Genomic DNA, 24,302 nt, shown 5'->3' with positions numbered 1-24,302 from the left:
TCAGAACCTAAATGTTTGACACAGGATATTCAAAATTGAATGATTTTTGGAGGAACCGCTATCATTGTTGGAGTCAAACGTTTTCGAATTCCAGACACTTGGAAAAGAAAATAACCAAATAAAAAAAGCCCCAATTTTGGGGCTTTTTGGTATAATGGGTCTATTGCTTCTTTCTTAGGAAGATGTTCCGATTACAGTAACATTTGCACTTAATTGAAGCGCCGAAGTTATCTCCAAAGCTCCCAAGTCCAGACCTGTTGTAGATTCAACTTCCAAGGTAGAATTAAAATAAAATTGGTTGCCATCTTGTGTATAGGACACAAAAATCAGTTCATATTCACCAGTTGCCAAAAAATTAAGGCTATAGGAATTGTTGATGCCTCCAACCTCTGCGCTGGTAATGGCATTGGCAAACCGAATATTGCTCTCACCCTGTCCCTGTGTTTCAACTTCTGCATTGTACGTGCCTTTTTCGTAGGCATATACCACGATTTTGTCCGAAGTACTCTCTGCATCGTTCACCGTACCTTGAATTTCCCCCGTAGCTTCCTTGTTCACGGCTCTAAGACCGGCACTCAGTTCGGAAGCAGTAACAAAGTTAAAGTCACTTTCCAAGGTCCCTTGTTCTTCCTTAAGGGTCTTTCTTAGGTCAAAATCAATGATGATTTCGTTGGTATTTGTTGCAAATACTTCAAAACTATCGGTTATATCGATGGATGGTGTGGTAGATTCGATCTTGTCCTTTGATCCATCGGCCAGTTCCACATAACATCCGGGAGCATTGCCATCCATATCAGCATCATAGTCCAACACCAATTCAATATTGCTATAGGAACCGGCTTCCATTTGAAGATTTCCTAGGGTCTTGGTCTGTCCGTTTACCAATGCGGAAAGGTCGAATGTGGTCTTGCTGAAACTCTCTAGGGAGGTGCCATCCACTTTTATATCGGAAACTGTTATGAATACAGCTTCGACTTCGGCATTGTCCACAGGTGCATCTGTAATTTTGTAAGTGGTATTATAGGTTTCACCTTCTGGTTTTTCATTTCCATTATCATCACTACAGGAAAACATCATAACTGCTATTCCCATTGTAATACCGACATTTTTCAAAAAGGGTTTCATAAAATTTAAGATTTTGAGGTTTTTAATATTCTTTATTATTGTAACAAACTGAATCGAGTAAACCCTACTTCAAAATAGTAAAGATTTTACCTCATGATTAGAGAGGTTTGATAGCCAAAAAGTTATGCTGATTTTTCTTATCTGTCTTTTTTAAGAAATCATGTTCTCAAGTTTAGAATCTTTTTTGCCGCCCCAATCATTCATATCCAAAATGGGAGGTATTGTATCATTTCAAAATCGACAATGGTAGTTTGTAAAATGTCGATATTCTTAAATCCATAAGTAAAAACCCTTTTAAAACTATGGGTTCAGGGGAAAAGTTCGATTCTTGCCAAGGCTACTTTTTTGCATCCTCATTGATCTGATCGATATATTTTCTGGTGAGACGTTTTTCGGTCCCACCGAACAATTCACTGATATAAAATTTAATTCGCATTCATATTTTTAACAGGCTTTTTAAAACATGCTTGAATGTAGCTGTAAATGATTGCAATAAAATGAGTAATTTGAGGTCAAGAACTAACATTATGGCAATTTTCAAATTAAACATCAATGGAGAGGTCAAGGAAGTAGATGTAGATCCATCTACCCCGATGCTCTGGGTATTAAGGGACAACTTAAAACTTGTAGGAACAAAATATGGGTGTGGTATTGCCCAATGTGGTGCTTGTACGGTTCATTTGGACGGTACGGCCACAAGATCATGCATGCTTACCGTTTCCATGGTAGGCAATTCGGAAATCGTGACCATTGAAGGACTGTCCGAACAAGGTGACCATCCTGTGCAAAAGGCCTGGTTGGAAGTCGATGTTCCCCAATGTGGCTATTGTCAGGCGGGACAAATTATGACGGCCTCCGCATTATTGGAAAAGAATCCAAATCCAAGTGATGAGGAAATCGAAATGGCCATGAACGGAAATATTTGTCGCTGCGGGACCTATACCCGAATCAAGAAAGCAGTTAAAATGGCTGCAGGAAGCAATTCCTAATTCACCTCTAAATACAATTACAATGACACTGATAAAATCACAAATTGGCCGGAGGGCTTTTATTAAGAATACAAGTATTGCGGGAGGTGGATTGATCCTTGGGTTCAATCTGTTCAATTCCTGTAAACCAAAGGCGGCGGAAGCAGTAGGTGTGGAAATTGAAATGCCCAAGGAATGGTACGAGATCAACGGTTATTTGAAGATTGGGGATAATGGCATCGTTACCATTATGTCGCCAAATCCCGAAATCGGGCAAAATGTTAGGACGTCCATGCCCATGATCGTAGCAGATGAATTGGAGATAGACTGGAAAAACGTGTTGGTGGAACAGGCACCGCTCAACACCAATTTATATAGCTGGCAAATAGCGGGTGGTAGTAGGTCGATAAGCAGTTCGTGGCAAAGTTTGAGAATGGCCGGGGCAACTGCCCGGCAAATGTTAAAAGAGGCGGCGGCCAAATCATGGGAAGTTCCCGTTAACGAGGTTACCGCAATTGCAGGAACACTATCGCACGAACCCAGTGGTAAGTCGGCCGGCTATGGCGAAATGGCATCGGTAGCGGCCCAATTGGAAGTTCCCGAAGAAGTGGAATTAAAGGAACTTTCCGAATTCTCCATCATTGGAACATCAAGAAAAAATGTGGACGGTAAAAAAATAGTAACCGGCAAACCATTGTTCGGAATCGATGTGCAACGAGAAGGTATGTTGATAGCCGGTCTGGTACATCCACCTGCTTTTGGAAAACGCTTAAAGTCCTTCGATGCCGAACAAGCCAAGCAAATGCCTGGCATCAAAGATGTTTTTTCTTTGAAACTTTACGATGATGACTTTGATAAAATAGCATTCCATTTTACGGCCTTCAATGAAGTAGTGGTGGTTGTTGGAGAAACGACATGGCAAGTGTTCCAAGCCAAAAAAGCATTGCAAATTGAATGGGAAAACAATCCGGACATGACACAAAATTTGACCTTGTTCGGGAACCAAATGGAGGTGAAGCATCCGGCAGGCATGGAAAACTCGAGCACTCATACAACACAATTAAAGGAATTGATATCGAAGAACGGTAAAGTGGCCCGAAAGGACGGTGATCCAGAGAAAGCGTTCAATACTGCGGCAAAAATCATAGAAAGAAGTTACAGTTGTCCATTTTTGGCCCATAATACCATGGAACCCATGAATTTTTTCGCAAACGTTACGGACGACCATGCGGAACTATTGGGCCCCACCCAAACCCCGGAGTTTATGGAACTGGCTGTAGCTGAGCGATTAGGGCTGCCCTTGGAAAAAATCGATATTCAGATGACGCGTCAGGGCGGTGGTTTTGGACGTAGACTATATGGTCATTTTATGGTGGAGGTTGCGGCCATATCCCAACGGTTGAAGGCTCCCGTGAAATTAATGTATACCCGTGAAGACGACATGACCCAAGGAATTTATCGGCCATCCTATTATGCTACCTATAGAGCGGCATTGGATGCGGACAATAATTTGGTCGGCTTCCATGTTAAAGCTGGCGGTATTCCGGAAAGTCCACTTTTTGCCAATCGTTTTCCTGCTGGGGCAATCGACAATTATTTGGCGGAAGATTTCACCGTGGACACTAATATAACTACCGGGGCATTTAGGGCGCCGCGTTCCAATTTCATCGCCGGTGCCGAACAATCTTTCTTGGATGAATTGGCCGAGGAAATGGGAAAAGACCCTATTGATTTTAGGCTGGAACTTTTAAAGCGGGCAGAAGAGAACCCCGTAGGTGCTCCGGAATCCAATGATTATGACGCTTCAAGATATGCGGGAGTCCTTGAATTGGTTCGTGAAAAAGCAAAGTGGGGACAAAATGAAGCTGGACTACATCGTGGTGTTTCGGCGTATTTCTGCCATGATAGTTATGTAGCGCAAGTGTTGGACGTTGTGATGGAAAACGATACCCCAATAGTACAAAAAGTTACCGCGGCCATTGATTGTGGCATTGTGGTGAACCCTGATGCAGCGACAAACTTATCCGAAGGTGGCGCTGTGGATGGAATCGGTCATGCGATGTACAGCGGACTTTCATTTAAGGACGGTTCTCCGGAACAGACCAATTTTGATCGTTATCGTTTGATTCGCCATAGCGAAGCTCCAAGAGCCATTGAAACCCATTTCGTAAAAAGTGATATTGATCCAACTGGAATGGGAGAGCCACCGTTTCCACCAATTATGGGTGCCTTGGCCAATGCATTGTACAAAGCTACAGGAAGACGGTATTACCATCAACCGTTTATAACGGATAAACCTCCATTGGTTGGATAGAATTAGAAATCGTATCAGGAATATATACTATAAAAATAGAAGGTCCCGGTAAAAAATTGAATTCTTACCAGGGCCTCTTTTCTTATTCGATTTATAGCTCTTTGTTCCAAATTCCTTTTGTGACATTTTCTGTTTCCTACCGAAGTCGATATCTAAACCTTGATGTTGCCACTGTGGGATTTTAGTTAATTCAACTTCCAAACAGTGTTATCGGTTGATGAAAAATTGGACCGTTGAGTCCCTCCGATCGCAAAAAGTTCCCCATTTAAATTGACCAACGTAAAGAAAATAGCCCGTATAGGGAAGGAATCAATCGTAGTGGCCAATTCCCAATCTTCACCATTTGGGGATATATAAAAGGTAGAGGAGCTGTTCGGGCCATCAACAGGAGTAGTCATCAATATGATTCTATCGTCGAATACCACCGTGCTTACAGAGTTTATACCTCTTTCTCGAATATCGGAAACAACTGGGTCGGACCAATTGACGCCATCCGAACTGGTCCTGGTGCTGATTGCTTCGATGTCCGAATCCGGGTCGGGTTCAAAACAATAAAGGATGTCGTTAAGGCTTTCAATTCGAAAACCGTATTTGGATTCAAACCCATGGTTTTCGGTTTCCAGCACCCAATTTAAGCCATCCGAACTGCTATATACATTTCGCTCAGGGGAAAGTTCTTCCACATCGCCCCTGTAGCCGGCAATCCTAAATATTTGATCTCCAAGAACTGTAAATCTAGAGGACTGATATTGAGTAAAGGGTGTAGTCTCCGTTTCCTCCACCCAAGTGATGCCATCTTCGGAACTAAAAATCTTGTTGGACACAATACCCTCGTAAATACCTCCGTAGATCCATAGTTTACCATTGAACGCTATCAGGTCGTGCCCATAAATGGCCCCAAAAGAAAGATTGCCTTCAAATGTCCAGTTTTCACCATCTACACTGGACCAAATATCCGGGAGCGGAGTATCCGTTTCGTCCCTGCCTCCTATCAACCACATTTTTTCATTAAAAACTTCAACAGCCGTACCCTTTCTGCTACCGTATGCTGCATCTTCGGTAATCAAGGTGGCGAATATGGCTTCGGTGGTAAAGACCTGTATTTCGCTTTCTGCTAGGGTAGTGCCATCTTCAACGGCTATTACCTGCCAATAATAGTCGGTGTTCAGCTCAAGGGGGTCGGTTTCCTCTATATCAAAGGTGGGCATGTCAAGTCCGGATGCGAATTCTGTTAACCCATCCTCGGAGGTTCCAAGAAAAACGGAGTATGTTACCGCTTGATCTCCATCGTACTCTTCCCAGGCTATGGTCGGTGTCTTGGAAACGGGCTTTTCGTTATTGGAAGGACTCAATGTAACCAAGGTCCCAACGGTAATTTCCCCCCCGTCATCGTCGTTGTCATCGTCATCATCTCCAACGTCATCGACGTCTTCAATTTCATCTTCCATTTCACTTCCATTGTCATCATTGCTACAGCTCTGTAACAAAAGGGCAAAGCAGATAAATAGTAGTTTAAAAAATGGCTTTACAGTATTCATGATGTATCTTATTTATAAAAAGTATTGTAGTTTTCGTTCACGGTCATTGCTAATAAGAAAGACCAAAGTGGTCCATTACTTCATAGTAGGTCATTTTATTAAAGTTTATGGTCTGCTCGTTTTTCGTTGTAGTATTGCTGGCAGGGATAATCACATATCTAAAATCTGTAAAGATGGTGAATGCGGTAGTTGAGTTATCAACTGAGCGGGCGATAAAGATGATTTCGCCCAAAGTTTCCGGCAATACAAAGTAGTAGGTTTGGTTGTTGAAGACCACGGGGATGGGAACTACGGAGGCCCCATCGCGCCCATATACCAAAACGGTTCCTGAATTTAAAATATCGCTGGTAAATGCTTCATCCTCAATATAGAATTGGGTATAGCTTACAATATTATTCGAAAATTGTTCCGGTATCCATTCAGAGGCGATTACATTGGCATTTCCATCTTCTCCAGGTTCACCTTGGGGTCCAGCTGGTCCTTGTTCGCCCTGCGTTCCCTGAGGCCCTTGTTCACCTTGTGCTCCTTGAGGGCCTGTCGGACCTTGCTCACCATCTTCTGCGGAACAGCCGATGAATAAAGAGGCCAAGAGAATAATAATTGTTGTTTTAATAAATAAAGAGGTTTTCATTTCTAAGGTTGTAATTAATGGTTCAATTAAAAGCTTGTGTTTTGCCGTGGAGTCATTCCTTGGAGAAGTGCGTGTTTTTGATGATTTTGTTTCGGTTCATGATCTTAAGCATGTATTTTCCTTTTTGGAGTTTGTTGACATTTAAACAGATTTCAAAACGGGGAACTTCATCCAGTATCCCTTCATATCTCTTTTTCTTCATGTTGATATGAAGTTTTTTTGTTAGTTATTGGTAAGGTGGAATACGTTTGTGACCTACACTGCCAACCTTGGAAGCAAACTTAATGGTATGGGGGACAGGGGGCTATGAATTATGTATCAAAGCCTATGAAATATGTAACAGAACTGGTATAAGACAGTTAGAAAGAGATTAAGATGTCTTGTTCTTACTGAATTCAGAAGGGGAGAGGCCATAGGTTTCCCGAAAGCATTTTGTAAAATAGGAATGATCGTTAAAACCTACTTGATATCCTATTTCTGAGATGTTGACATCACTTTCCTGTAAAAGTTTGGCTGCCAGTTTTAGCCGCTGGCCCCGTATAAACTCCGATGTGGTTTGACCGGTGAGTGCCTTTAGCTTGCGATGAAGTTGCATTCTGCTCATGCCAATGGCAACGGAGAAGGCCTCCGCGTTAAAATCGGACGAGACCAATTGTTCGTCCAAAATGGTTTGTAGGGATTCCAAGAACCGTTGGTCATACGAACCAATTGAAATGTCCTTTGGGGTTAATATTACCTCTTGGCTAAAGCGTTTTTGTAATTGTTTACGGCTCTCCAAAAGATTTTGGACCGTTTGCTTCAAAACTTTATTGTTAAATGGCTTGGTCAGATAGCTATCGGCTCCAATCTCCAATCCTTGCAATCGGTTTTCATCGCCAGTCTTGGCGGTGAGCATTACAATGGGTATGTGGGATGTAGTATCGTTGGTCTTACAGTTCTCGGTCATTATCAGCCCATTGTCCTTGGGCATCATTAAATCTGTGATGATTAGATCGGGCACCTGCTTTAGTGCCTTTTGAAATCCGACATCGCCATTTTCAGCGGTGATTACATGGTATTTGTTATGCAAAATGGAAGAAATATACGTGCGTATATCTTCATTGTCATCCACAATTAATATAATGTCCTTGGCCTCCTTGTCTTCTACAGAAACCCTTTCATTGTTATGGCCATCAATGATTTCGCTCTCTTGGTATGGGGTTTGGTAAGTGGTAGGCTTCGAATGCATATCCTTCTCGTTTATTGAAAAGGCATTTTCATGAACGGGGACCTCCATATAAAAAGTGACACTATCGGCATCGCTTTTTACGTGTATTTTGCCCTTGTGCAGTTCCACCAGCTCTTTAGTAAGTGCCAGACCAATACCTGTTCCCGGCTCATTTTCGTGGCTTCGGTGGAAACGGTCGAAAATGTTATTGAGCATTTCTTTGGAAAGTGAAATGCCGGTGTTTTTTACAGATAACGAAAGGTTGCCATCCCCAATGTTTGCACTTACATGTATTTCGGCCTTTTCGGGACTGTATTTTAGTGCATTGCCCAAAAGGTTCACCACTATTTTTTGAAGCACATCGGCATCGTACCAGTAGAGATGTTCTTCAATGGAAATCTGAATGTTGAGCAGCTGTGATTTTTTGTTGGCCTGAAACACAAACGATTCAGCAATGGATTTTAGAAAAGAGGAAAACAACCCTCGGCCAACCTGTAATTTGTAAAAACTGGATTCGAGTTTGGACAGGTCGAGCAATTGGTCCACCAATGTGGTCAGCCGTTCGGCATTTTTTTTGGCAATGGTCAAACTCTGTTTGTCTTCCTCACTAAGGCGGGCGTTTTCCAGTTGTTGATCTACCGGACCTTGTATCAAAGACAATGGGGTGCGCAGCTCATGGGAAATATTGGCGAAGAAGTTGGATTTGGCGGTGTCCAGTTCCATTAACCGTTCGTTGGTCTTTTGTCGGTTACGATACAGCAAAAATAGAAACAGGGCAACCAACGAGATAAGTGCAATTCCCCCCAAAAGAATATTCCGTTGATTTTTTTTGCGTACCTGGGCCAGTTCACTTTGTGATTTTAACAATGCAATTTCCTGTTCTTTTTTCTGTGTTTGATATTTGGCTTCCAGGTCCAATGCAAGACTTTTTTGTTTTCGGGCATCCAAAGAATCTTGATGCACCAAGGTTTGGCTATAGAACTCGGTAGCTTTTTCAAAATCTCCCGTTTTCCTGTACGACTCGGCCAGTGAGCTTGTAATTCCCAATAGAATGCCACTATGGCCCGCATCGGAATCTTGGAAATAATCATATGCATTTTCCAAATATGGGATGGCTTCTCGGTGTCTGTTGATTCTTTGAAGGAAACCTGCATGGACCCGATTGGCATTTGCGATTTCTTTGGGGTTTCCCGCCTGTGTCAATAGGTCGAGTCTTTTCTTGTAATAAAATTCGGCTTGCTCGTAGTTGTTGAGGTCCGTCTCAATAATACCAAGGGACCAATAGATGTCCGCCACCCGTTTACTGGAGCCCATACGTTCAAAATAGGCCAAACTTTTTTTAAAGTAAGGGATAGCTTTTTCATATTCCTGTCGTTGCCCATAAATATTGCCCAGCATTATATAGCCGAAATGTTCCTCTTCAGGATTTCCGATTTCCGAAGCCATTTTTTGGGCACTGCGGAAATAACGCTCCGCTTTCCCAATATAGGATGTGTCCTGTACGCTGTAGGTTCGCAACAGTACCTTCCCCAGATTGAACAGCGCATTTACCACGTGTGGGTTTTTTTCACCATAGCGCTCGGAAATGGAATCTATTTTTTGATAGTGGTCTATGGCATCAATGTCTTCGAACTTTGAATAATGGACATTGCCCAGTGAAAGCAAAGCGCTTGTCATTACCTCTGGTAGTTTGTTGGCACTCGCCAAGCTCATTGCTTGCTTTGCATAATGGGTTGTGGAATCGTAATCGCCCTTCCTGAAGTATAGATGTGAGATTTTGCTCTTTGCCTGTCCCAAAAGCAGATGGGAACCTTCTCTTTTTGCGATTTCAAGATTTTGAAATGCAAGCTGGAGGGCATCATCATATTTTGATGATTCGGATAAGGAATCTATTTGTGTTTGATTGGATAAAAACCCATCAGGTACATTTTGACCAAATGATGAAAACCAAATTGACGTAAGAATAAAAACTAAGCCTCTTTTAATCATGATATCAATTTTATCATCAACCTGACAGGACAAGTTAACCAAAATTCCACTTTACCCTCCGTTCCCATGTTAAATTGCCAAAAAACGGATAGGTTTTGACCAACAAGGCAACCAAAGGATTTTTTAAGAGCCTAATTCTTGCCAATACCAATTTTAGCGTTGGTCTTTACTTTGTTCCTTTATGACTATTTCCCTGATCGGAATATCATCTATCAACACATCTTTTAGCACGGCATCCCCGTTTTTAATGGAAACCAGGGCGTATGTGGTTTTGGTTGTGTCAATCTGTGATTTTTGATAGGTGGCTTCGGCATCGTACGCCTTGGATTCCTCCATATAAAATCTGTTAAACGGGTAATCGATTGATACCTTGTTTTCCCCGTTTCTGGACACAAACCATGCCTTGGCCTCTACAAAATCCTGCTGGCCGTTGGGAACCTGTTTGGAAATGGAATCTATTTTTGCAAACCCGGATTTGTTCGTGCCAAGAAGGACATACACTTTTTCACCCCGGGACCAGTCCATTTCATCTTGCACGGTAAAGGTGTTTTCTTCAAAAGTCAATGTAATGTATTTTCCCCTAAAAGGATCGTTAGGGTCGACCGGGGCAGTCTTGAATTTGTATTCGGTGCCTTCCTCCAGTATGCTTTCTTGGTTCCAAACCATTTTGGCGGGAACGTATAGCTGTACCAAGGCCACAACGATAAGGAACACTATTCTGGTTTTGCTATTTTTCATTCCCACTCCGTTTTTTTAACATCCAATAATTGCCCAAAAAGAAACCCACACCAACACTCACAAAGAGAACGCCGCGCACTACAAAACTTAGATCGGTATCAAAAAAGCGACTGATGATCAAAGCGGTGATAATAAGCAGTCCGTAGTTGAGTATGCCCAAGTGGTTTTGATCGGCTCCATCACGAATGGTCAGGACTCCGATAACAAGAACGAGTAGGTTTATCAGTAAAACTGCTGTGGAACTAAATGTTCCCAAAAAGAATATCGGAACAAAAACCAGAAATGCGACCGAAAACACACTTATTTTCTTTCTATTGAAATACAGAAGCACTGCTGCCAATAAGGTAACCACCAGACTAACGATAAACTCTGGTGCAATGAAAACTTCATCGAACAAAAAATCTTCTTTTATTAAATGGTTCCAAAACTCATTAAAACTTAAAATCAGAAGTGAAATGATCGTGCCGAGGCTGCCCAATAGGGTGTAGCCATTTTTCTTTGACGCCAGTTCGAAGAAGTTGCCTGTACCGAAAATATAGAATAACCCAAATAGGCTCATGTATGCTACGAACATGAGTTCTTCGGACTGTTTGGAAAGAGTGCCAAGCACGATGATTATGGACAACGGAACAATCCAGTTGTGAAAACGGGTAAAGTTGCTTTTTGGCTTTTTTGTAAGCAATCCGTGGTAATGGGAAACTATGGCAACCAGCATGGCCCAATAGGGATAGGACTCCGAGGTTGGAAATCCCCAATAACTGGTTTCGCATGCATAGTACGTTGTTCCAATAATATAAAGCAAGGATGCCATGGAAGACTTCATTACATAGATAAGGGGCAGGCACAATAGCATCCAGGTAATCAGGTAACCGCTCAAATTTCCGGGAATATTATATATCTGGCTCACCAAGGCAATGCTGGCCCCAACAGCGCAGAACAGAAAAACCGTTGCGCTTTCCTTCCAAACCAGGTTGTCCGCTTTTTTCCAAAGGGCATAACCACATAGGGCCTGTCCCAATAAAAGTGGTAAAAATGCAAATATGGTTTTTGTGCTACGCGAAAAATCGTCCCAGTTGTGGGCAATGATCAGAATACAGCCCAAACCGACCAAGAGTGCCCCAAGGATTCCAAAAGCTAAAAAGAGCCTGTTTGTGGGCGGCCCGTTTTTACTTTTATAGTAGGTTTCTATGTCCGCTGCGGTATCTTTTGAGATTACCCCGGCATTGATAAGTTCTGGCAGGTCTTTGAGTAGGCTCATAGTCCTGTATTTATAGGCCTATGGCCTAGTTTGTTGTGGATGAAGATACATATTTATTCTTAAAATGTATCTTGATATTGGAGCCACTATTGTTGGGTTGCAGTATACAAGTTTGATACATTTGCCTCAGATGGTTTCCCGTTAATTAAGGGATAAAAACGCATGAAAACCCTTGAAATGTGCTTTTGTAAATATATTTTTGATGCACATTATCGGATTTTTGGACCGGATTCGATTTTTTTTGATAATTTTTTTCTGAGAAATCAGTTTTATTCTATTTTTAGATAGACCATAAGATAATCCCAACATCATGAATAACCTCAAACGCGTAATTGTAGATTATAAAAAACTGACCTCGGAGGTACTCAAGCTTTTGGTGGAAAAATATCCTGATGGGTACGGGGACGATGACGTAATACACTTCAAAAACCTAAAGGGCGAGTACATAGAAGCCGTGGAAGTCTCAACGGAGGATACCAAATATCTGGTGAAGATCAGCTCCAAGCTGGAGCGTAGCATGGCCGACTTCGATGAGGATGAAGAGGACGAAAATTTTGATTCCGAAGATTACGAAAAAATCCCAGAGGATGACGAGGATTTCTCAGAACCTGAGGAAGATGGTGACGAAGACGAGGACGAATAAAAATCCTATCCCTTCAAGTTTTTTAGCATTTCAACTGTAGTCTGGTCTAGATCAAACCTAGGTTCCCATCCCCATTCCTTTCTTGCTGCAGAATCGTCGATACTGCTTGGCCAAGAATCTGCAATCTCTTGTCTAAAATCGGGTGCATAGCTTATCCTAAATTCCGGAATGTGCTTTTTAATGCTCTCCGCCATCTGTTCCGGGGTAAAGTTCATGCCCGCCAAATTATAGGACGACCTCACCTGTATTTTTTCCGAAGGCGTTTCCATAAGGCCAATAGTGGCCCTAATGGCATCGTCCATGTACATCATCGGGAGTTCCGTCTCTCGCGATAAAAAACACTCGTACGACCCATTTTTCAATGCTTCGTGGTAAATCTCCACTGCATAATCGGTGGTCCCGCCGCCCGGCATGGTTTTCCAGCTGATCAGTCCCGGATATCGAACGCTCCTCACATCCACGCCATATTTTTTATAATAGTACTCACACCATCTTTCACCGGACTGTTTGCTGATGCCGTACACGGTGCTCGGTTCCATAATGGTATTTTGTGGCGTATCCTCTTTGGGTGTGTTGGGGCCAAAAACCGCTATGCTGGAAGGCCAGAATATCTTGGAAATTTTCTTCTCCTTGGCAAGGTTAAGCACATTGAAAAGCGAGTTCATGTTAAGGTTCCACGCTCGCATCGGAAATTTTTCCGCAGTGGCGCTCAACATCGCGGCCATTAAATACACTTCGTCAATTTCATAATGCATCACAACATCCTCGATCGCGGCATAATTGGTAGCGTCCAAAAGTTCAAAAGGCCCGGACTGCATTAGCGCATCACTGCCTTCTCGGATGTCGCTGGCAATTACTTTTTCAGAACCATATTTGTTACGTAGTTCAAAAGTGAGTTCCGTTCCTATCTGGCCGCATGCCCCTATGATCAATATTGGTTTGTGCATTAAAAATGAAGTTAATTTAGTTTGAAGGCAAAGATACCCTTTATTAAAATTTGTACATTCGCTTATGCGAAAATTGTTAGGCATACTTATTTTGCTCACTGTTTTGGGAGCATGTAAAAAGACCGTAGAAACCACGGCCCAGGTCGATGAGCAAGAATTGGAATTCAATTATCGTGAAATGCTCGAAAAGGCCGACCTTAACCCTGCCGCAACCGCCATCGTTGAAGATTGGCAGCCGTTCAAGGACTTGAATGCCAGTATAGATGTTCTCTACAAGGCCACCAACAATGAAGATTTGGCCCTTGCCATTGACGACCTGATAGAAAAGGAGAAAAAAATGGCCGATGGAAAATACCCGGAACTGTTCGATTCTTTCCAAGTGAAAAGTAGACAAAGGGTCATCCGCACCTTTTTATACAAGACCAAGGCAAGCATTATGGAAAACCAACCCACTACCGAGCCTACCGTAAAGCTATTGAACGCATATAACGCTTTGCGCAAACAGTTGAACGTAATCATGAACAGTCAATTGGACAAAAAATTGATTTTGGATGAAGCATAATATCCTCTTGGTGACGGTAATGCTCTTTACGTGGACCCTTTGTGCGCAAATTACAGAAGAACAAAAAATAGATGAGGTCTTGGATGCGTGGCACATGGCGGCCGCCAATGCCGATTTTGATGCCTATTTCGGAAAAATGACGGAGGACGGCGTTTTTTTGGGAACGGATGCCATGGAAAATTGGCAAAACGAAGAATTTCGTTCGTTTTCCAAACCTTATTTTAATAAGGGAAAGGCATGGAACTTTACCGCAGTACAGCGGAATATCTATGTGAACGAGACGGGAACATTCGCTTGGTTCGATGAACTCCTGGATACCCAAATGAAGCTTTGTCGAGGTTCCGGAGTACTGAAAAAAATAAATGGGCAATGGAAAATTGCCCATTATGTGCTTTCAATCGCCGTACCCAACGAAAATGTAGACGAATTGGTGGAAATCAAAACAAAAAAAGATGATGAACTGCTGGAAAAGCTAAAGAAAAAGCAATAGCCTAGTTTTCCGTATTCGTGGTAGTTTCTTTTTTCCTTGATTCCAAGGCTTGTTTGCTCAAACTGGCCAAGTTGAAGTTCGGCGCAATTTTAAGGGCCTCGTCAATGGATACGATGGCGGCATCAATATCCTCCTTGTTCATATTATAGTCGGCCAGACCCTTTAAATGATAAAAAGCGGCTTTTAAAGGAACCTCATAGGGCTGTTGCCTTTCGTAAAAGGCATATCCCATATCATCTTTTGCATTGGCAATTCCATATTCAATATTTTCTACAGCACCACTGGTATCACCGGTTTGGATTTTAAGATCGGCCATTTCATAGGCTAAATAGGCTGATGGGCTTCTGGAAAATAGTTCCTCGAAATGCTCCAAGGCCCTTTTGGGCTGGTTGAGCGCCTTTAAGGAAAAGGCCTTGATCTGCATGGCAAGTTCGGAATCATTGGTGTTTTTTTCCACCCCGATGGTGTTTAGGGCTTGTACGTGTTGGCCATTGTTCATGTAAACAAACGCCAGCGTATCCCTTCTTTCCTTGGATGGTGACAGCACGTTCAGGTGGGTCAACGCTCCAATAATGCCATTTACATCACCTTGGGCACGCATTTCTTGGTAATAGGCTTGGTAGTGCTCCAAAAGAGCATTGTTGGTTTGGGAAATACCGCTAAAGCCCGCAAAAAGGAGCAATAAGAGTACAGTCTTTTTCATTGGTGTTCAATTTAGTGCGCCAAATCTAACAAATTAATCCCAACCGCCCTGTTAAGAATCTGATAAGTAAACTATAGACCTTTAAGAAATGATGGATGTTCCGAAACGATGCTTTTTCTCCAAGAAATTTTTGCTCAACACTACTTTCCCTTCTTTTGATACAGTCTCGGTTTTGTATTGTGGGGCGGGAAGCCCTCTTTTTTGGGCCTCTTCAAAATAATAGACTTGTTTTTTGGGATGATGTGGATATACCCCGTTGAAGATTTGCCCCCAATATCCTTCCTCCAATATGGTAAGAATCATATGGATACAATCATCCAGATGTATCAGATTGACGGGATCGTTGCCATTTTCAAGATGTTCTCTGCCGGACAGCATGGTCACAGGGTGGCGGTCGGGTCCTATCAAACCACCAAACCGTACAATGGTGGTGTGGTAGTCTTTGTTATCCAAGAACAGATTTTCACACGCTACCAATTGTCTGCCGGACTCGGTTACGGGCCGGTTGGGCGACTCCTCGCTTACCTCTCCCTCGGAATCCCCGTAAACAGCGGTGCTGCTAACAAACAATATATGGGAAACCTTGTTTTTCGTGATTTCCAAGTCGAGCAATTTCATTTTTTCGACAAAGTTTTCTTTCGAGTTGCCACGTAACTTGGGCGGTACGTTTATGATCAAGATATCTACTTTGGAGAGAAATCCTTGGATGTCACCCTGAATGCCAGTTTCGGATAGTCGGATTTCAAACGGGACGATTCCTACATCCTCCAAAATTTTTAGTTTATCGGATGAGGTAGTTGTGCCTACGACATCGTATTCTTTTTCAATCAACTTCTTGGCCAAGGGAAACCCTAGCCATCCACAGCCTAAAACTCCTATTTTTTTACTCAAATCGTAACGTTTTTATGGTCAATATTGCATCGTTCAGCACAAAGGGCATTGGGATACTGGTCTTTGGCCGTTCGGGCACACTAAAATCTTGATGCTGCAAAAGATCGTTGGAAGCTTCGTACAAGGTGAGCTCCAAAATAGAGTCCTTGGGAAACTCCAGTTGTAGCTCTGTAAAATCGTTGTTGGTGATGTAATGGGTGACCAGTCTGCTATTTCGGTTTTCCAAAAAATAGGAAGATAAGGGCACCCGGTTCACGGTGGCTTTGTTCAGTTTTATCGGATTCGTGAACACCTCCAACCGGTTTACCTTCCGTTTTGGTGAAATGCAGATTTCCACAAGCCTATTTTCTCCGATAATGGTGTCCATTACCGTGTCGATATACGGTAGCTCAATATTTTTTTTAGGAGCATCGGCGACATAGCTTAAGCTTGTTCGGTATTTACTGGAAATGGTCTCGGCATCAGGTTTTCTTTTGTTGTTTTGAAAAAATTGTCCGTTCCAGCCGATCATCAAATGGTCGTAGCTGGCCCAAAGAGAGGAATCCGTATCGGCATCATAAACATATAAAAGACTGCTTGGCTTTGGTCTTTCTTCATTAAAATTGGATTGGATATGACTTGAAATCCCGAATGCAAAAAAAAGAAAAAGGAAGAGGTATGCCAATCTCCCCTTACTTTTTAACTGTCCAAAAAACGGAAGTACCAGTAAAAACAGTAGAGTGGTAAATACGGTTGCGGCCACCATCATTTTTAGACCAAGCCCAACGGGAAACATTTTTATAAAAGGCGAATAGATCAGCACGGCGGGCAGTGCCAAAAAGACCATTAGGAACGGGTTGGGTTTTTCTTGGTTGATGGTCACCAAAAAGGACGCCAACAGACCAAATAAAGGTATTATAAAGAAACTGGCTCCTTTAAGGTAGTTTGCGACCAATCCACAGATGAGCAACCAAATAAAGATGGGTGCCACCAATAAATTGGGTGTGGCGGTCTTTCTGAACTTGTGATAGGTGTAAAAACAAACGAACAAGGAAAAAGCGACGTAAACCGCGATATAGGTGTGTCCATTATAGGTGAATCCGTGCAACATATCCTTGAATCCCGGGTACCACCATGTGATTATGGACCAGCACAAATATCCTGCGAGCCCGTTGATCATCAAGGTTATTAACATGGGCAAAAACCCTTTGAGAATATCTTTTGCATTAAGCACCTTCTTTTTAAATCCTGAAAAGAGCAAGAGCACAAATGCCAGTACCGCTATGACAAACATGGGCCATATCCATTCAAAAGGATAGGATATCAGCTTAAAGACAGGCATATTGAAATAGACATAATCATCGAGGCTCTTTAAATTGCCCAAGTCCGTATTGGCAAAATGCGAAAGCAAGGGCATTAGGTAGCTCCCTTGGTGGGCCAAGGTTTTACGGTCCAGCCTTTGGAAATTGTCCAGCGCCGTATGGTAATCAAAATGGTCGTCGATAAACGCAAAGTTGAATCCCTCAATATCGCCATCTTCCCTAAATACGGTAAGATCGGTATCGTTCGGCAGCATTTTATAAATACTGTAGGCTAGGGAGTTGCTCACCGGATATTTTGGGTTGGCTTTGACAAACTCTTTAATTAGAGCGCCATTGCCCCGGTTGGTTTCAATGAGCATGTAGCTTGGTCCGCCACTGCCTCGGGCCTCGAAATTTAGGGCAAGCCCTACGTCTTTGACCCATGGGTGGTTGTTTACAAAAAGGTCAGCTCCGTTAAGGCCAAGTTCCTCGGCATCCGAAATTAGGATGATGATATCGTTCTCAGGGATTTTATTTTGACTCAAAAATGCCCTGATTCCCTCCAATATGGTGGCAACACCGCTTCCGGCGTCGCTTGCGCCATACGAGCTGTGCGGACTACTGTCATAATGAGAAAGCAGCAAAAGAGCCTTCCCATCGCCGCGGCCCTTTATGCGCGCCAAAATATTGGATGCTTTGCTCAAGTTTCCCCAGTCTCCCGCGGTATAGCCTTCCTGTACCGTGGTTTCCAGCCCCATTTTTTTTAATTCGGAAATGATATAGCTCTTTGCCCGCTGATGCCCCGGAAAACCAACGGCATGGGGTTCCATGGACAATTTTTTCACATGGTCCAACGCCCTGTCCGTGGAAAAGACATCCAAAGCAACTTCTTTATCGGCCTCATAAGTGGGCATCAATGCGGTAAAGCTCCAATATGCAGCTAGAAAAAGAAGAATCAGGGCAATGGTTCGGGAAGTTTTCATGCAGTGTTTTTTGTTGATATCTAAAAGTATGAAATTATGAAAGGTTCTCACATTTTAGCATCGAAAATTAGGATATTCACTAAAAAAAGCTATATTTATTACTCAACTTTAAAATCTAACCATATGGCAATCAAAAGTTTTCAAGGCGTACGATGCAAAGAGGAGGCGAAGAAGAAATACGATGCCCCAATTTTGGTCGAGGATTACATGACCAAAAAATTGATTACATTTTCTCCGGACCAGTCCATCCTGGAAGTTATGGAGATTTTTGCCAAGCACCATATCTCAGGTGGTCCGGTTTTGGACAATAATGGTTTCTTGGTGGGAATCGTTTCCGAAGCGGATTGTATGAAGCAGATTTCGGAGAGCCGCTATTTTAACCAGCCCATTTTGGACAAGAGTGTGGAACGATTTATGACAAAAAATGTCGAGACCGTGCCCCATGACATGTCCATTTTTGATGTTGCGGGTGTTTTTGACAGACACAACCGACGTAGATTACCCGTGATGAAAAACGGGATTCTCGTTGGGCAGATCAGTAGAAAGGATGTTGTTATAGCAGCTTTAAAATTGACCTCGCATAGCTGGAAATAGGCTACTCCCGCTTCACGATCATGTAATAATCATTATCCAACGGCAAGTATCCCAAGTCGTAGACAAAAAAATAGGTGCTGCCCTTTTTGGTGGTGTAGAGGTTTGTGATGTACTCAAAATCGAAACCTTTGTCCAGCAACTGCATTTTGGTGGTCTTTGTTTTGCCGTCGCGCAGTGGAAAGCTATCCAAGACCCTGTAATTTTTCCGCAGTTTGTTGTTGATGTTGCGCACTAGGTTTTTACTGTCCCGGTTCAGTAGATTGTTGTAGGCGTTCCTGCAATGGTCGGAACAATATTTTTGGTCTATTCGGCCCAAAAGTTTTTCGCCGCACACCAAACATTTTCTATCAGACATAGGATAAGATTAGGTCACCACAATATCATACTTTTTTAATAAACCGACCAATCCGTCCTTAGCGAACTTGGTTTTCTTCAGTTTGTTGATGGAAGGGTCGATGTCAAAATTTAGGGCAGAGGTAAAATCGGCCTGCTCTAGATCGGTATTCTCGAAAATGGCATTCTCAAGATCACAGTTTAAGAATTCACCCTGTTTCAAAAGGGTGTCGGAAAAGTCGGTTTGGTGAAGTTTGCAACCCTGAAACCGGGTCCGGGGCATGTTCAAACCACAAAACGAAGCTACCGAAAGGTTACATTCCCCAAAATTGAAGGACAGTAGAAGTGGGTTACAGCTTTCAAACTGCAACCCTACCATTTTACATGTTTTAAAAGCGACCTCGTTAAAAACGGTGTGGGAAATGTTGACGTTGGTAAGATCGCAACCTTCAAAAGTGCACTCCACAAAATTTTGATTGTCCAAAAAACCCTTGGTGAACAGGCAGTCCACAAAACGACAATTTTCATAGTCGCCCTTGGGCAACTTGTTTTGTGTGTAGTCCTGTTTTATGAACTCCTGATCAAGCCAAAAGGGTGCCGCCATTATTTTTCGGTCAAAATGATGGCGGGCAAGTCCAAAGATTTGAACGTTTGGTTATATTCTTCCATACCTGTACTTATTATGGCATTTTTTTCTTCCTCGTAGGTTTTCCATTGCTCCTGTAGATCACCAAAAACTTCTTTGGCACCGTCCGTTACCTTGGGCTCGGCTACATCTATAAACTCTTTTAGGTTCATAAAATCTGCGTTCAGCTTACTACTGAAATTGACAACATCTTGGAATGTTTTTTGTTTGGGCTGAATCAGGTTTTCTTCCCATGTATTGATTCGCTCCAAGAGTTGATCACCTTTTTCGAGAAGTTCAGAGGCCTTTTCGTTGTCCTTGAGCAACTCTTTGTACTGTTTTAGTTGCGATTTTGCGGTACGCATTTGGTTCACAGCTCTGTGCATATTTACCAAAACAGCATCGATTTTTGTCAAATAGGATTGTTGTTCCGCGTAGTCGGCCGGGGAAGCTTCGATCAGTGGGTCGGGGAGGACCGTGGCCGATGTCTCTACCGTCTGATTGCCCAGGGATAGCTTTAGCGTGTACGAACCTGGTGCCACACGGGAGCCACTGTAGCCATCCATTGCAAAAACACCTTCGATGGCCGGGGGCGACTCTCGGTAAAAATCCCAAGTAAAACGATTGTATCCTTTAAGCGCTGGGAGGGTCTCTGGTTTTGAAGGACCTCCGGGCCAGCTTTTGAAATCTTCAGGTGCTTGATTGGTATAGGTTCTGATCACTTTTCCACCGGAAATTACCTCAAGCTTTAGCTCCGTGGAATCCAACTTTTTAGGCAGATAGTAATCAAAGGTAACACCGGACTTAGGGTTTTGGCCCAAACCTGGCACTGGTTTGTCCGAGCTTCCGTTAAAAATTCGGTAAGATGGTTTTGGCGTTACAATTTGAAGGGAGGATGGAGGGTTCAGGCTATTTTGAATCGCACCCAAATCATCCAATATCCAGAATGCGCGTCCTGCGGTGGCGGCCACCAAGTCATTATTTTGAATGATGAGGTCGTTGATGGGAACAACGGGCAAATTCAATTGTAATGGCTGCCAGTGTTGCCCATCATCCAAAGAAACATATAGTCCAGTTTCGGTACCGGCATACAGCAACCCTTTTTGTTTTTTATCCTCACGGACGACTCGGGCAAAGTTGTGTTCGCCATCAATTCCATTGGTAATCTTTGTCCAAGTTTGACCATAATCGGTTGTTTTGAAGATATAGGTTTCCAAATCCATGAACTTGTATCGCATCAAGGTAATGTATGCGGTGGCAGGGTCGTGCGGGGATACCTCTATACTGTTGATGATGCCTTCCTTAATGTTAGCAGGGGTTATATTGTTCCAACTTTCACCGCCATTTTTTGTGATGTGGACCAAACCATCATCGGAGCCGGCATACAGTACCCCTTTTTCATGGGGAGATTCCACCAAGTACATGATGGTGTTGTAATTTTCGCCGCCAGCGGCCTCATTGGTATAGGGTCCTCCTCCAGGGCCTTGCTTTTCCAGTTCGTTCCGGGTAAGGTCCGGGCTTACCACATCCCAACTATATCCACCGTCCTGGGTTCGGAAAACTACGTTTCCTGCATGATAAATCGTATTTCGGTCGTGGGGGGAGCTAATGATCGGGGCGTTCCAGTTATATCGGAACTTAAAATCTTTTGGGATGTTCCCAAGCCCTAATTCAGGATATTCCTGTATGGGTTTTGCTACGCGGGAGGCCCTTACCCATTTTTCAATGATACCTTGATAGCATCCGCCATAAACAAACTCGGGATTGTCGGGGTCGAATGCCAAGTAAGCACTTTCGCAACCGGACACCGCATACCAATCTTTCCAATCGATTCCATTATCACGGGTCCTGCTGGCAATCGCCACGGAAGTATTGTCCTGTTGGCCGCCATACACATTGTAAGGAACCAAATCATCGGTAATCACACGGTAAAACTGAGCGGTGGGCTGGTATTGTTGGGAACTCCAGCTGGCACCACCATTATTGGAGACATTGGCACCACCGTCATTGGAGTTGACCATGATCTGGTTGTTTTCGGGATGTATCCAAAGATCATGATTGTCGCCATGCGGGGTAGAAACGGGAGTAAATGTCTTTCCACCATCAATGGATTTGGTAACGGGAGCGTTGAGCACATACACGATATTTTCATCTTGGGTATCAGCAAAAATCTCCATGTAGTACCATGAACGGGCTATATTGATTCGGTCTTTATTGGTCTGTTTCCAGGTTTTTCCGGCATCTTCACTTTTATAGACACCGCCTTTTTCACCTTCGGCCTCCAGTACGGCATACACTACTTCAGAATTTGCCCTTGACACGGAGATTCCCGATTTTCCGAATTCCTTGGGAAGTCCTTTCTCCATTTTTTCCCAAGTAGTTCCGCCATCGGTGGACTTATAAAATCCTGAGGAAGCTCCTCCCGATTCCATTGTCCAAGGATATCTGCGGTGTTGCCACATGGCGGCATAGAGTATCAGAGGGTTGTTCATATCCATGGACAGGGAGGATGCCCCGGTATCTTCATTGACATAAAGCACCTTTTCCCAAGTTTCTCCACCATTGGTGGAGCGGTAAATACCGCGGTCTTCGGATGGCCCGTACTGAGCACCTTGGGCGGCAACAAAAATAATATCGGGATTGGTCGGGTGGATGATGACGTCCGAAATATGGCGCGTATGGTCTAGTCCTATGTGTTTCCAGGTTTTTCCTGCGTCGGTGGATTTGTATAAACCGTCACCCATGGAAGTCATTACCCCACGGGCAGGATGTTCTCCCATTCCCGCGATAACTATGTTGGGATTGCTTTCGGAAACGGCAATGTCGCCCACGGTTCCTGTCTTTAGAAATCCGTCGGAAACATTGGTCCAAGTGATGCCATCGTCAGTGGTTTTCCATATTCCGCCTCCCGTGGATCCCATATAGTAGGTGTGGGGCTGGCCCACAACCCCGGTTGAGGTAACACTTCGCCCACCTCGGAACGGTCCTATGTTACGCCATTTTAACCCCGGAAAAAGGGAGTCGTTGACAATGATGGAAGGTTGGTCGGATTTTTTGTTTCTTCGTTGGGCATCCATAGGATGCAGCGCCAATAAAAGGGCACATAAAAGTAGAGGTCTTAATTTCACGGGTCAGTTGGAATTAGTTAGTCTGTTAAATATACTAATTCAACACATTCCCATGAAACTAAATCACTTTGTTCTCTTATAGGCAAAAAGAATTTCTTCTGTGTTCCCGTCTTCTTCGATAAGGACCCAAACATTCATTTGGTCGTCGCTGATCTTTTCCATGGTAAGTCCTTCAAAATATACTTTGTTGGGCTCCAGTTTTACCAATTTAAAGTCGATGGTCTGGTTTTTTTCCTCCCAACCCCGCATGTTTCCATCAAAATGTTTGAGTTGGAGTATGAGCGAGTCGTCCAATTGTTGGATGTGCCCGGACTCATAAAAAGATACTTCGCCATCGTTCACCATTCGGAAAACGAACATCATGGAATTGCCCATGGGGGCGCTCCAGATTTCTTCGGCAATGCCTCCAAAGGCTTCTCCCGTCCAGTGGCCTTCTATCCAGGAAACATCTTCCAAATTTGCGTTCGGCGATGTTTCACCTTCGGGCAGTTGCAGGGTTTCTTGCGCAGAAACAATTCCTGCGCTGAGCATCAGAATAAGTACGATTGATTTCATAATGGATTGGTTTATTTGATTGATGTGTCCTTGCCATTAATTTGACAAGGCAAATTTTACGTTGACATTGGTCTCGACCCTCATTTTTTCAAAATCGATGTCCAAAGGGGCTGCTTGGGACATGTCGGCGGAAACAGATTTCATTTCCATCATCGGGGCTTGATTGTATCTTGGGTAGTAATTTGAATTGTCCGCAATATGAATGGCCATACCTACTTTTTGACCCAGAGGTTTTGTAAGGGCTTCAGCCTTTTGCATGGCTTTTTTTACGGCCCTGGTTTTTAGTTCCAGTTCCAGTTCGTCCATTTTGGAGTATTCCGTCTTTTCAATATTGGTGTTGGCGATCTCCAACTGTTCCAAGACCATCATCACATCGCCCAATTCTTTTCCTGAATAGACTACTAGTGAATATTGTTTGCTTTTGAGCACTTCTTTTTGGCGCAAGAAGTATTTTTTGAAGTTACTGCTCATATCTTTTATGACCAACTGCTCCTCGAGGTCGATTCCCATCGCCTTGAAACGTTTTGCCATTTCGTTTTCTTGTTCCTCGACCGAAACACGGCCTTTTGTATCCTTTTCTTGGATGATGATGTTCAGGTAAATTTTGTCCGGGGTCACCATGGTGTCAACTTGGGCCTGGGTCTCCAAATATGGCGTGTCCAAAAAGCTTTTGGATTGTGCAAAAATGGTTGTGGTGAACAAAACGGTTGCTATAAAAATGATGCTTTTTTTCATGGTTTAATTTTATTAAAGGTAAATACTTCCACCTTATGTTCAAAACCTGTGCCGCATTGTAATTT

The 24,302-nt window shown here is 43.2% G+C and carries 22 protein-coding genes; 6 read left to right on the top strand and 16 right to left on the bottom strand.

Features of this window, described 5'->3' with window-relative positions; translation table 11 throughout:
- Positions 1–174 precede the first annotated feature (174 nt).
- On the bottom strand, positions 175–1,125 hold the full coding sequence (locus SD449_RS16785) for a DUF4382 domain-containing protein (RefSeq protein ID WP_318312221.1): 951 nt from the start codon (positions 1,123–1,125) through the stop codon (positions 175–177).
- Between the two features lie 527 nt (positions 1,126–1,652).
- On the opposite strand from SD449_RS16785, the gene SD449_RS16780 reads away from it, so the two are divergent.
- Together SD449_RS16780 and SD449_RS16775 are read left to right on the top strand one after the other, a co-directional pair.
- A complete protein-coding gene (locus tag SD449_RS16780; protein WP_318312220.1) occupies positions 1,653–2,114 on the top strand; it encodes a (2Fe-2S)-binding protein in 462 nt (153 codons plus the stop codon).
- A 22-nt stretch (positions 2,115–2,136) separates the two neighbouring features.
- The gene (locus SD449_RS16775; RefSeq protein ID WP_318312219.1) at positions 2,137–4,407 is read left to right on the top strand and encodes a xanthine dehydrogenase family protein molybdopterin-binding subunit; all 2,271 of its coding nucleotides are present in this window, start codon (positions 2,137–2,139) and stop codon (positions 4,405–4,407) included.
- A 185-nt stretch (positions 4,408–4,592) separates the two neighbouring features.
- Here the strand turns inward: SD449_RS16775 and SD449_RS16770 are convergent, their stop codons facing one another.
- From SD449_RS16770 to SD449_RS16745, 6 genes are all read right to left on the bottom strand, one after another.
- Positions 4,593–5,945, bottom strand: coding sequence for a hypothetical protein (locus SD449_RS16770; protein ID WP_318312217.1), 1,353 nt, complete (start codon positions 5,943–5,945; stop codon positions 4,593–4,595).
- Positions 5,946–5,994: 49 nt separating this feature from the next.
- Positions 5,995–6,576, bottom strand: coding sequence for a hypothetical protein (locus SD449_RS16765; protein ID WP_318312216.1), 582 nt, complete (start codon positions 6,574–6,576; stop codon positions 5,995–5,997).
- 52 nt (positions 6,577–6,628) lie between these two features.
- Positions 6,629–6,778 (bottom strand): hypothetical protein, encoded by a 150-nt coding sequence (locus SD449_RS16760; RefSeq protein ID WP_207035658.1) that lies wholly within the window; start codon positions 6,776–6,778, stop codon positions 6,629–6,631.
- 168 nt (positions 6,779–6,946) lie between these two features.
- A complete protein-coding gene (locus SD449_RS16755; RefSeq protein ID WP_318312215.1) occupies positions 6,947–9,772 on the bottom strand; it encodes a hybrid sensor histidine kinase/response regulator transcription factor in 2,826 nt (941 codons plus the stop codon).
- A gap of 153 nt (positions 9,773–9,925) precedes the next feature.
- Positions 9,926–10,510, bottom strand: a complete 585-nt coding sequence (locus tag SD449_RS16750; protein WP_318312214.1) for a GDYXXLXY domain-containing protein — start codon at positions 10,508–10,510, stop codon at positions 9,926–9,928.
- Positions 10,500–11,768 carry a DUF2157 domain-containing protein gene (locus SD449_RS16745; RefSeq protein WP_318312213.1) on the bottom strand — a complete coding sequence of 423 codons (1,269 nt, stop codon included), beginning with the start codon at positions 11,766–11,768 and terminating at the stop codon, positions 10,500–10,502. Before SD449_RS16745 ends, SD449_RS16750 begins: the two co-directional genes overlap by 11 nt.
- A gap of 310 nt (positions 11,769–12,078) precedes the next feature.
- Here SD449_RS16745 and SD449_RS16740 point away from each other — a divergent pair, with 310 nt between their 5' ends.
- The gene (locus tag SD449_RS16740) at positions 12,079–12,411 is read left to right on the top strand and encodes a hypothetical protein (RefSeq protein WP_318312212.1); all 333 of its coding nucleotides are present in this window, start codon (positions 12,079–12,081) and stop codon (positions 12,409–12,411) included.
- A gap of 5 nt (positions 12,412–12,416) precedes the next feature.
- On the opposite strand, the gene SD449_RS16735 is transcribed toward SD449_RS16740, so the two are convergent.
- Positions 12,417–13,358, bottom strand: a complete 942-nt coding sequence (locus SD449_RS16735) for an NAD-dependent epimerase/dehydratase family protein (RefSeq protein ID WP_318312211.1) — start codon at positions 13,356–13,358, stop codon at positions 12,417–12,419.
- Between the two features lie 64 nt (positions 13,359–13,422).
- Here SD449_RS16735 and SD449_RS16730 point away from each other — a divergent pair, with 64 nt between their 5' ends.
- Complete coding sequence (locus SD449_RS16730; RefSeq protein ID WP_318312210.1) at positions 13,423–13,920, top strand: hypothetical protein; 498 nt, start codon at positions 13,423–13,425, stop codon at positions 13,918–13,920.
- Entirely contained in the window at positions 13,910–14,410 is a 501-nt protein-coding gene (locus SD449_RS16725) for a nuclear transport factor 2 family protein (protein WP_318312209.1), read from the top strand. The genes SD449_RS16730 and SD449_RS16725 overlap by 11 nt, the downstream gene beginning before the upstream one ends.
- Before the next feature lies 1 nt (position 14,411).
- On the opposite strand, the gene SD449_RS16720 is transcribed toward SD449_RS16725, so the two are convergent.
- The 3 genes from SD449_RS16720 to SD449_RS16710 form a co-directional block, all read right to left on the bottom strand.
- On the bottom strand, positions 14,412–15,113 hold the full coding sequence (locus SD449_RS16720; RefSeq protein WP_318312208.1) for a hypothetical protein: 702 nt from the start codon (positions 15,111–15,113) through the stop codon (positions 14,412–14,414).
- 81 nt (positions 15,114–15,194) lie between these two features.
- Positions 15,195–16,004, bottom strand: coding sequence for an SDR family oxidoreductase (locus SD449_RS16715; RefSeq protein WP_318312207.1), 810 nt, complete (start codon positions 16,002–16,004; stop codon positions 15,195–15,197).
- Positions 15,997–18,267, bottom strand: coding sequence for a M28 family peptidase (locus SD449_RS16710; protein ID WP_318312206.1), 2,271 nt, complete (start codon positions 18,265–18,267; stop codon positions 15,997–15,999). The genes SD449_RS16715 and SD449_RS16710 overlap by 8 nt, the downstream gene beginning before the upstream one ends.
- Before the next feature lie 123 nt (positions 18,268–18,390).
- Here SD449_RS16710 and SD449_RS16705 point away from each other — a divergent pair, with 123 nt between their 5' ends.
- Complete coding sequence (locus tag SD449_RS16705; RefSeq protein WP_318312205.1) at positions 18,391–18,861, top strand: CBS domain-containing protein; 471 nt, start codon at positions 18,391–18,393, stop codon at positions 18,859–18,861.
- Between the two features lies 1 nt (position 18,862).
- Here the strand turns inward: SD449_RS16705 and SD449_RS16700 are convergent, their stop codons facing one another.
- The 5 genes from SD449_RS16700 to SD449_RS16680 form a co-directional block, all read right to left on the bottom strand.
- Complete coding sequence (locus tag SD449_RS16700; RefSeq protein WP_318312203.1) at positions 18,863–19,216, bottom strand: hypothetical protein; 354 nt, start codon at positions 19,214–19,216, stop codon at positions 18,863–18,865.
- A gap of 9 nt (positions 19,217–19,225) precedes the next feature.
- Entirely contained in the window at positions 19,226–19,798 is a 573-nt protein-coding gene (locus SD449_RS16695; RefSeq protein ID WP_318312202.1) for a pentapeptide repeat-containing protein, read from the bottom strand.
- Entirely contained in the window at positions 19,798–22,947 is a 3,150-nt protein-coding gene (locus tag SD449_RS16690; protein ID WP_318312201.1) for a VPS10 domain-containing protein, read from the bottom strand. Before SD449_RS16690 ends, SD449_RS16695 begins: the two co-directional genes overlap by 1 nt.
- A gap of 63 nt (positions 22,948–23,010) precedes the next feature.
- Positions 23,011–23,502, bottom strand: coding sequence for a DUF6265 family protein (locus tag SD449_RS16685; protein WP_318312200.1), 492 nt, complete (start codon positions 23,500–23,502; stop codon positions 23,011–23,013).
- Between the two features lie 36 nt (positions 23,503–23,538).
- Positions 23,539–24,237: an SIMPL domain-containing protein gene (locus tag SD449_RS16680; protein ID WP_318312199.1), complete on the bottom strand. Its 699-nt coding sequence runs from the start codon at positions 24,235–24,237 to the stop codon at positions 23,539–23,541.
- Positions 24,238–24,302 lie beyond the last annotated feature (65 nt).

This window comes from Flagellimonas crocea, assembly GCF_033441595.1.
Taxonomy (GTDB): Bacteria; Bacteroidota; Bacteroidia; order Flavobacteriales; family Flavobacteriaceae; genus Flagellimonas; species Flagellimonas crocea.
Note: the sequence above shows the minus strand (reverse complement) of the source record. Positions and strands in the feature narration are given on the sequence as shown.

What these genes read in the sequence shown, in the direction of transcription:
- SD449_RS16785 (WP_318312221.1), bottom strand. Translation starts at nt 1,125, where the DNA reads ATGAAACCCTTTTTGAAAAATGTCGGTATTACAATGGGAATAGCAGTT.
- SD449_RS16780 (WP_318312220.1), top strand. Translation starts at nt 1,653, where the DNA reads ATGGCAATTTTCAAATTAAACATCAATGGAGAGGTCAAGGAAGTAGAT.
- SD449_RS16775 (WP_318312219.1), top strand. Translation starts at nt 2,137, where the DNA reads ATGACACTGATAAAATCACAAATTGGCCGGAGGGCTTTTATTAAGAAT.
- SD449_RS16770 (WP_318312217.1), bottom strand. Translation starts at nt 5,945, where the DNA reads ATGAATACTGTAAAGCCATTTTTTAAACTACTATTTATCTGCTTTGCC.
- SD449_RS16765 (WP_318312216.1), bottom strand. Translation starts at nt 6,576, where the DNA reads ATGAAAACCTCTTTATTTATTAAAACAACAATTATTATTCTCTTGGCC.
- SD449_RS16760 (WP_207035658.1), bottom strand. Translation starts at nt 6,778, where the DNA reads ATGAAGAAAAAGAGATATGAAGGGATACTGGATGAAGTTCCCCGTTTT.
- SD449_RS16755 (WP_318312215.1), bottom strand. Translation starts at nt 9,772, where the DNA reads ATGATTAAAAGAGGCTTAGTTTTTATTCTTACGTCAATTTGGTTTTCA.
- SD449_RS16750 (WP_318312214.1), bottom strand. Translation starts at nt 10,510, where the DNA reads ATGAAAAATAGCAAAACCAGAATAGTGTTCCTTATCGTTGTGGCCTTG.
- SD449_RS16745 (WP_318312213.1), bottom strand. Translation starts at nt 11,768, where the DNA reads ATGAGCCTACTCAAAGACCTGCCAGAACTTATCAATGCCGGGGTAATC.
- SD449_RS16740 (WP_318312212.1), top strand. Translation starts at nt 12,079, where the DNA reads ATGAATAACCTCAAACGCGTAATTGTAGATTATAAAAAACTGACCTCG.
- SD449_RS16735 (WP_318312211.1), bottom strand. Translation starts at nt 13,358, where the DNA reads ATGCACAAACCAATATTGATCATAGGGGCATGCGGCCAGATAGGAACG.
- SD449_RS16730 (WP_318312210.1), top strand. Translation starts at nt 13,423, where the DNA reads ATGCGAAAATTGTTAGGCATACTTATTTTGCTCACTGTTTTGGGAGCA.
- SD449_RS16725 (WP_318312209.1), top strand. Translation starts at nt 13,910, where the DNA reads ATGAAGCATAATATCCTCTTGGTGACGGTAATGCTCTTTACGTGGACC.
- SD449_RS16720 (WP_318312208.1), bottom strand. Translation starts at nt 15,113, where the DNA reads ATGAAAAAGACTGTACTCTTATTGCTCCTTTTTGCGGGCTTTAGCGGT.
- SD449_RS16710 (WP_318312206.1), bottom strand. Translation starts at nt 18,267, where the DNA reads ATGAAAACTTCCCGAACCATTGCCCTGATTCTTCTTTTTCTAGCTGCA.
- SD449_RS16705 (WP_318312205.1), top strand. Translation starts at nt 18,391, where the DNA reads ATGGCAATCAAAAGTTTTCAAGGCGTACGATGCAAAGAGGAGGCGAAG.
- SD449_RS16700 (WP_318312203.1), bottom strand. Translation starts at nt 19,216, where the DNA reads ATGTCTGATAGAAAATGTTTGGTGTGCGGCGAAAAACTTTTGGGCCGA.
- SD449_RS16695 (WP_318312202.1), bottom strand. Translation starts at nt 19,798, where the DNA reads ATGGCGGCACCCTTTTGGCTTGATCAGGAGTTCATAAAACAGGACTAC.
- SD449_RS16685 (WP_318312200.1), bottom strand. Translation starts at nt 23,502, where the DNA reads ATGAAATCAATCGTACTTATTCTGATGCTCAGCGCAGGAATTGTTTCT.
- SD449_RS16680 (WP_318312199.1), bottom strand. Translation starts at nt 24,237, where the DNA reads ATGAAAAAAAGCATCATTTTTATAGCAACCGTTTTGTTCACCACAACC.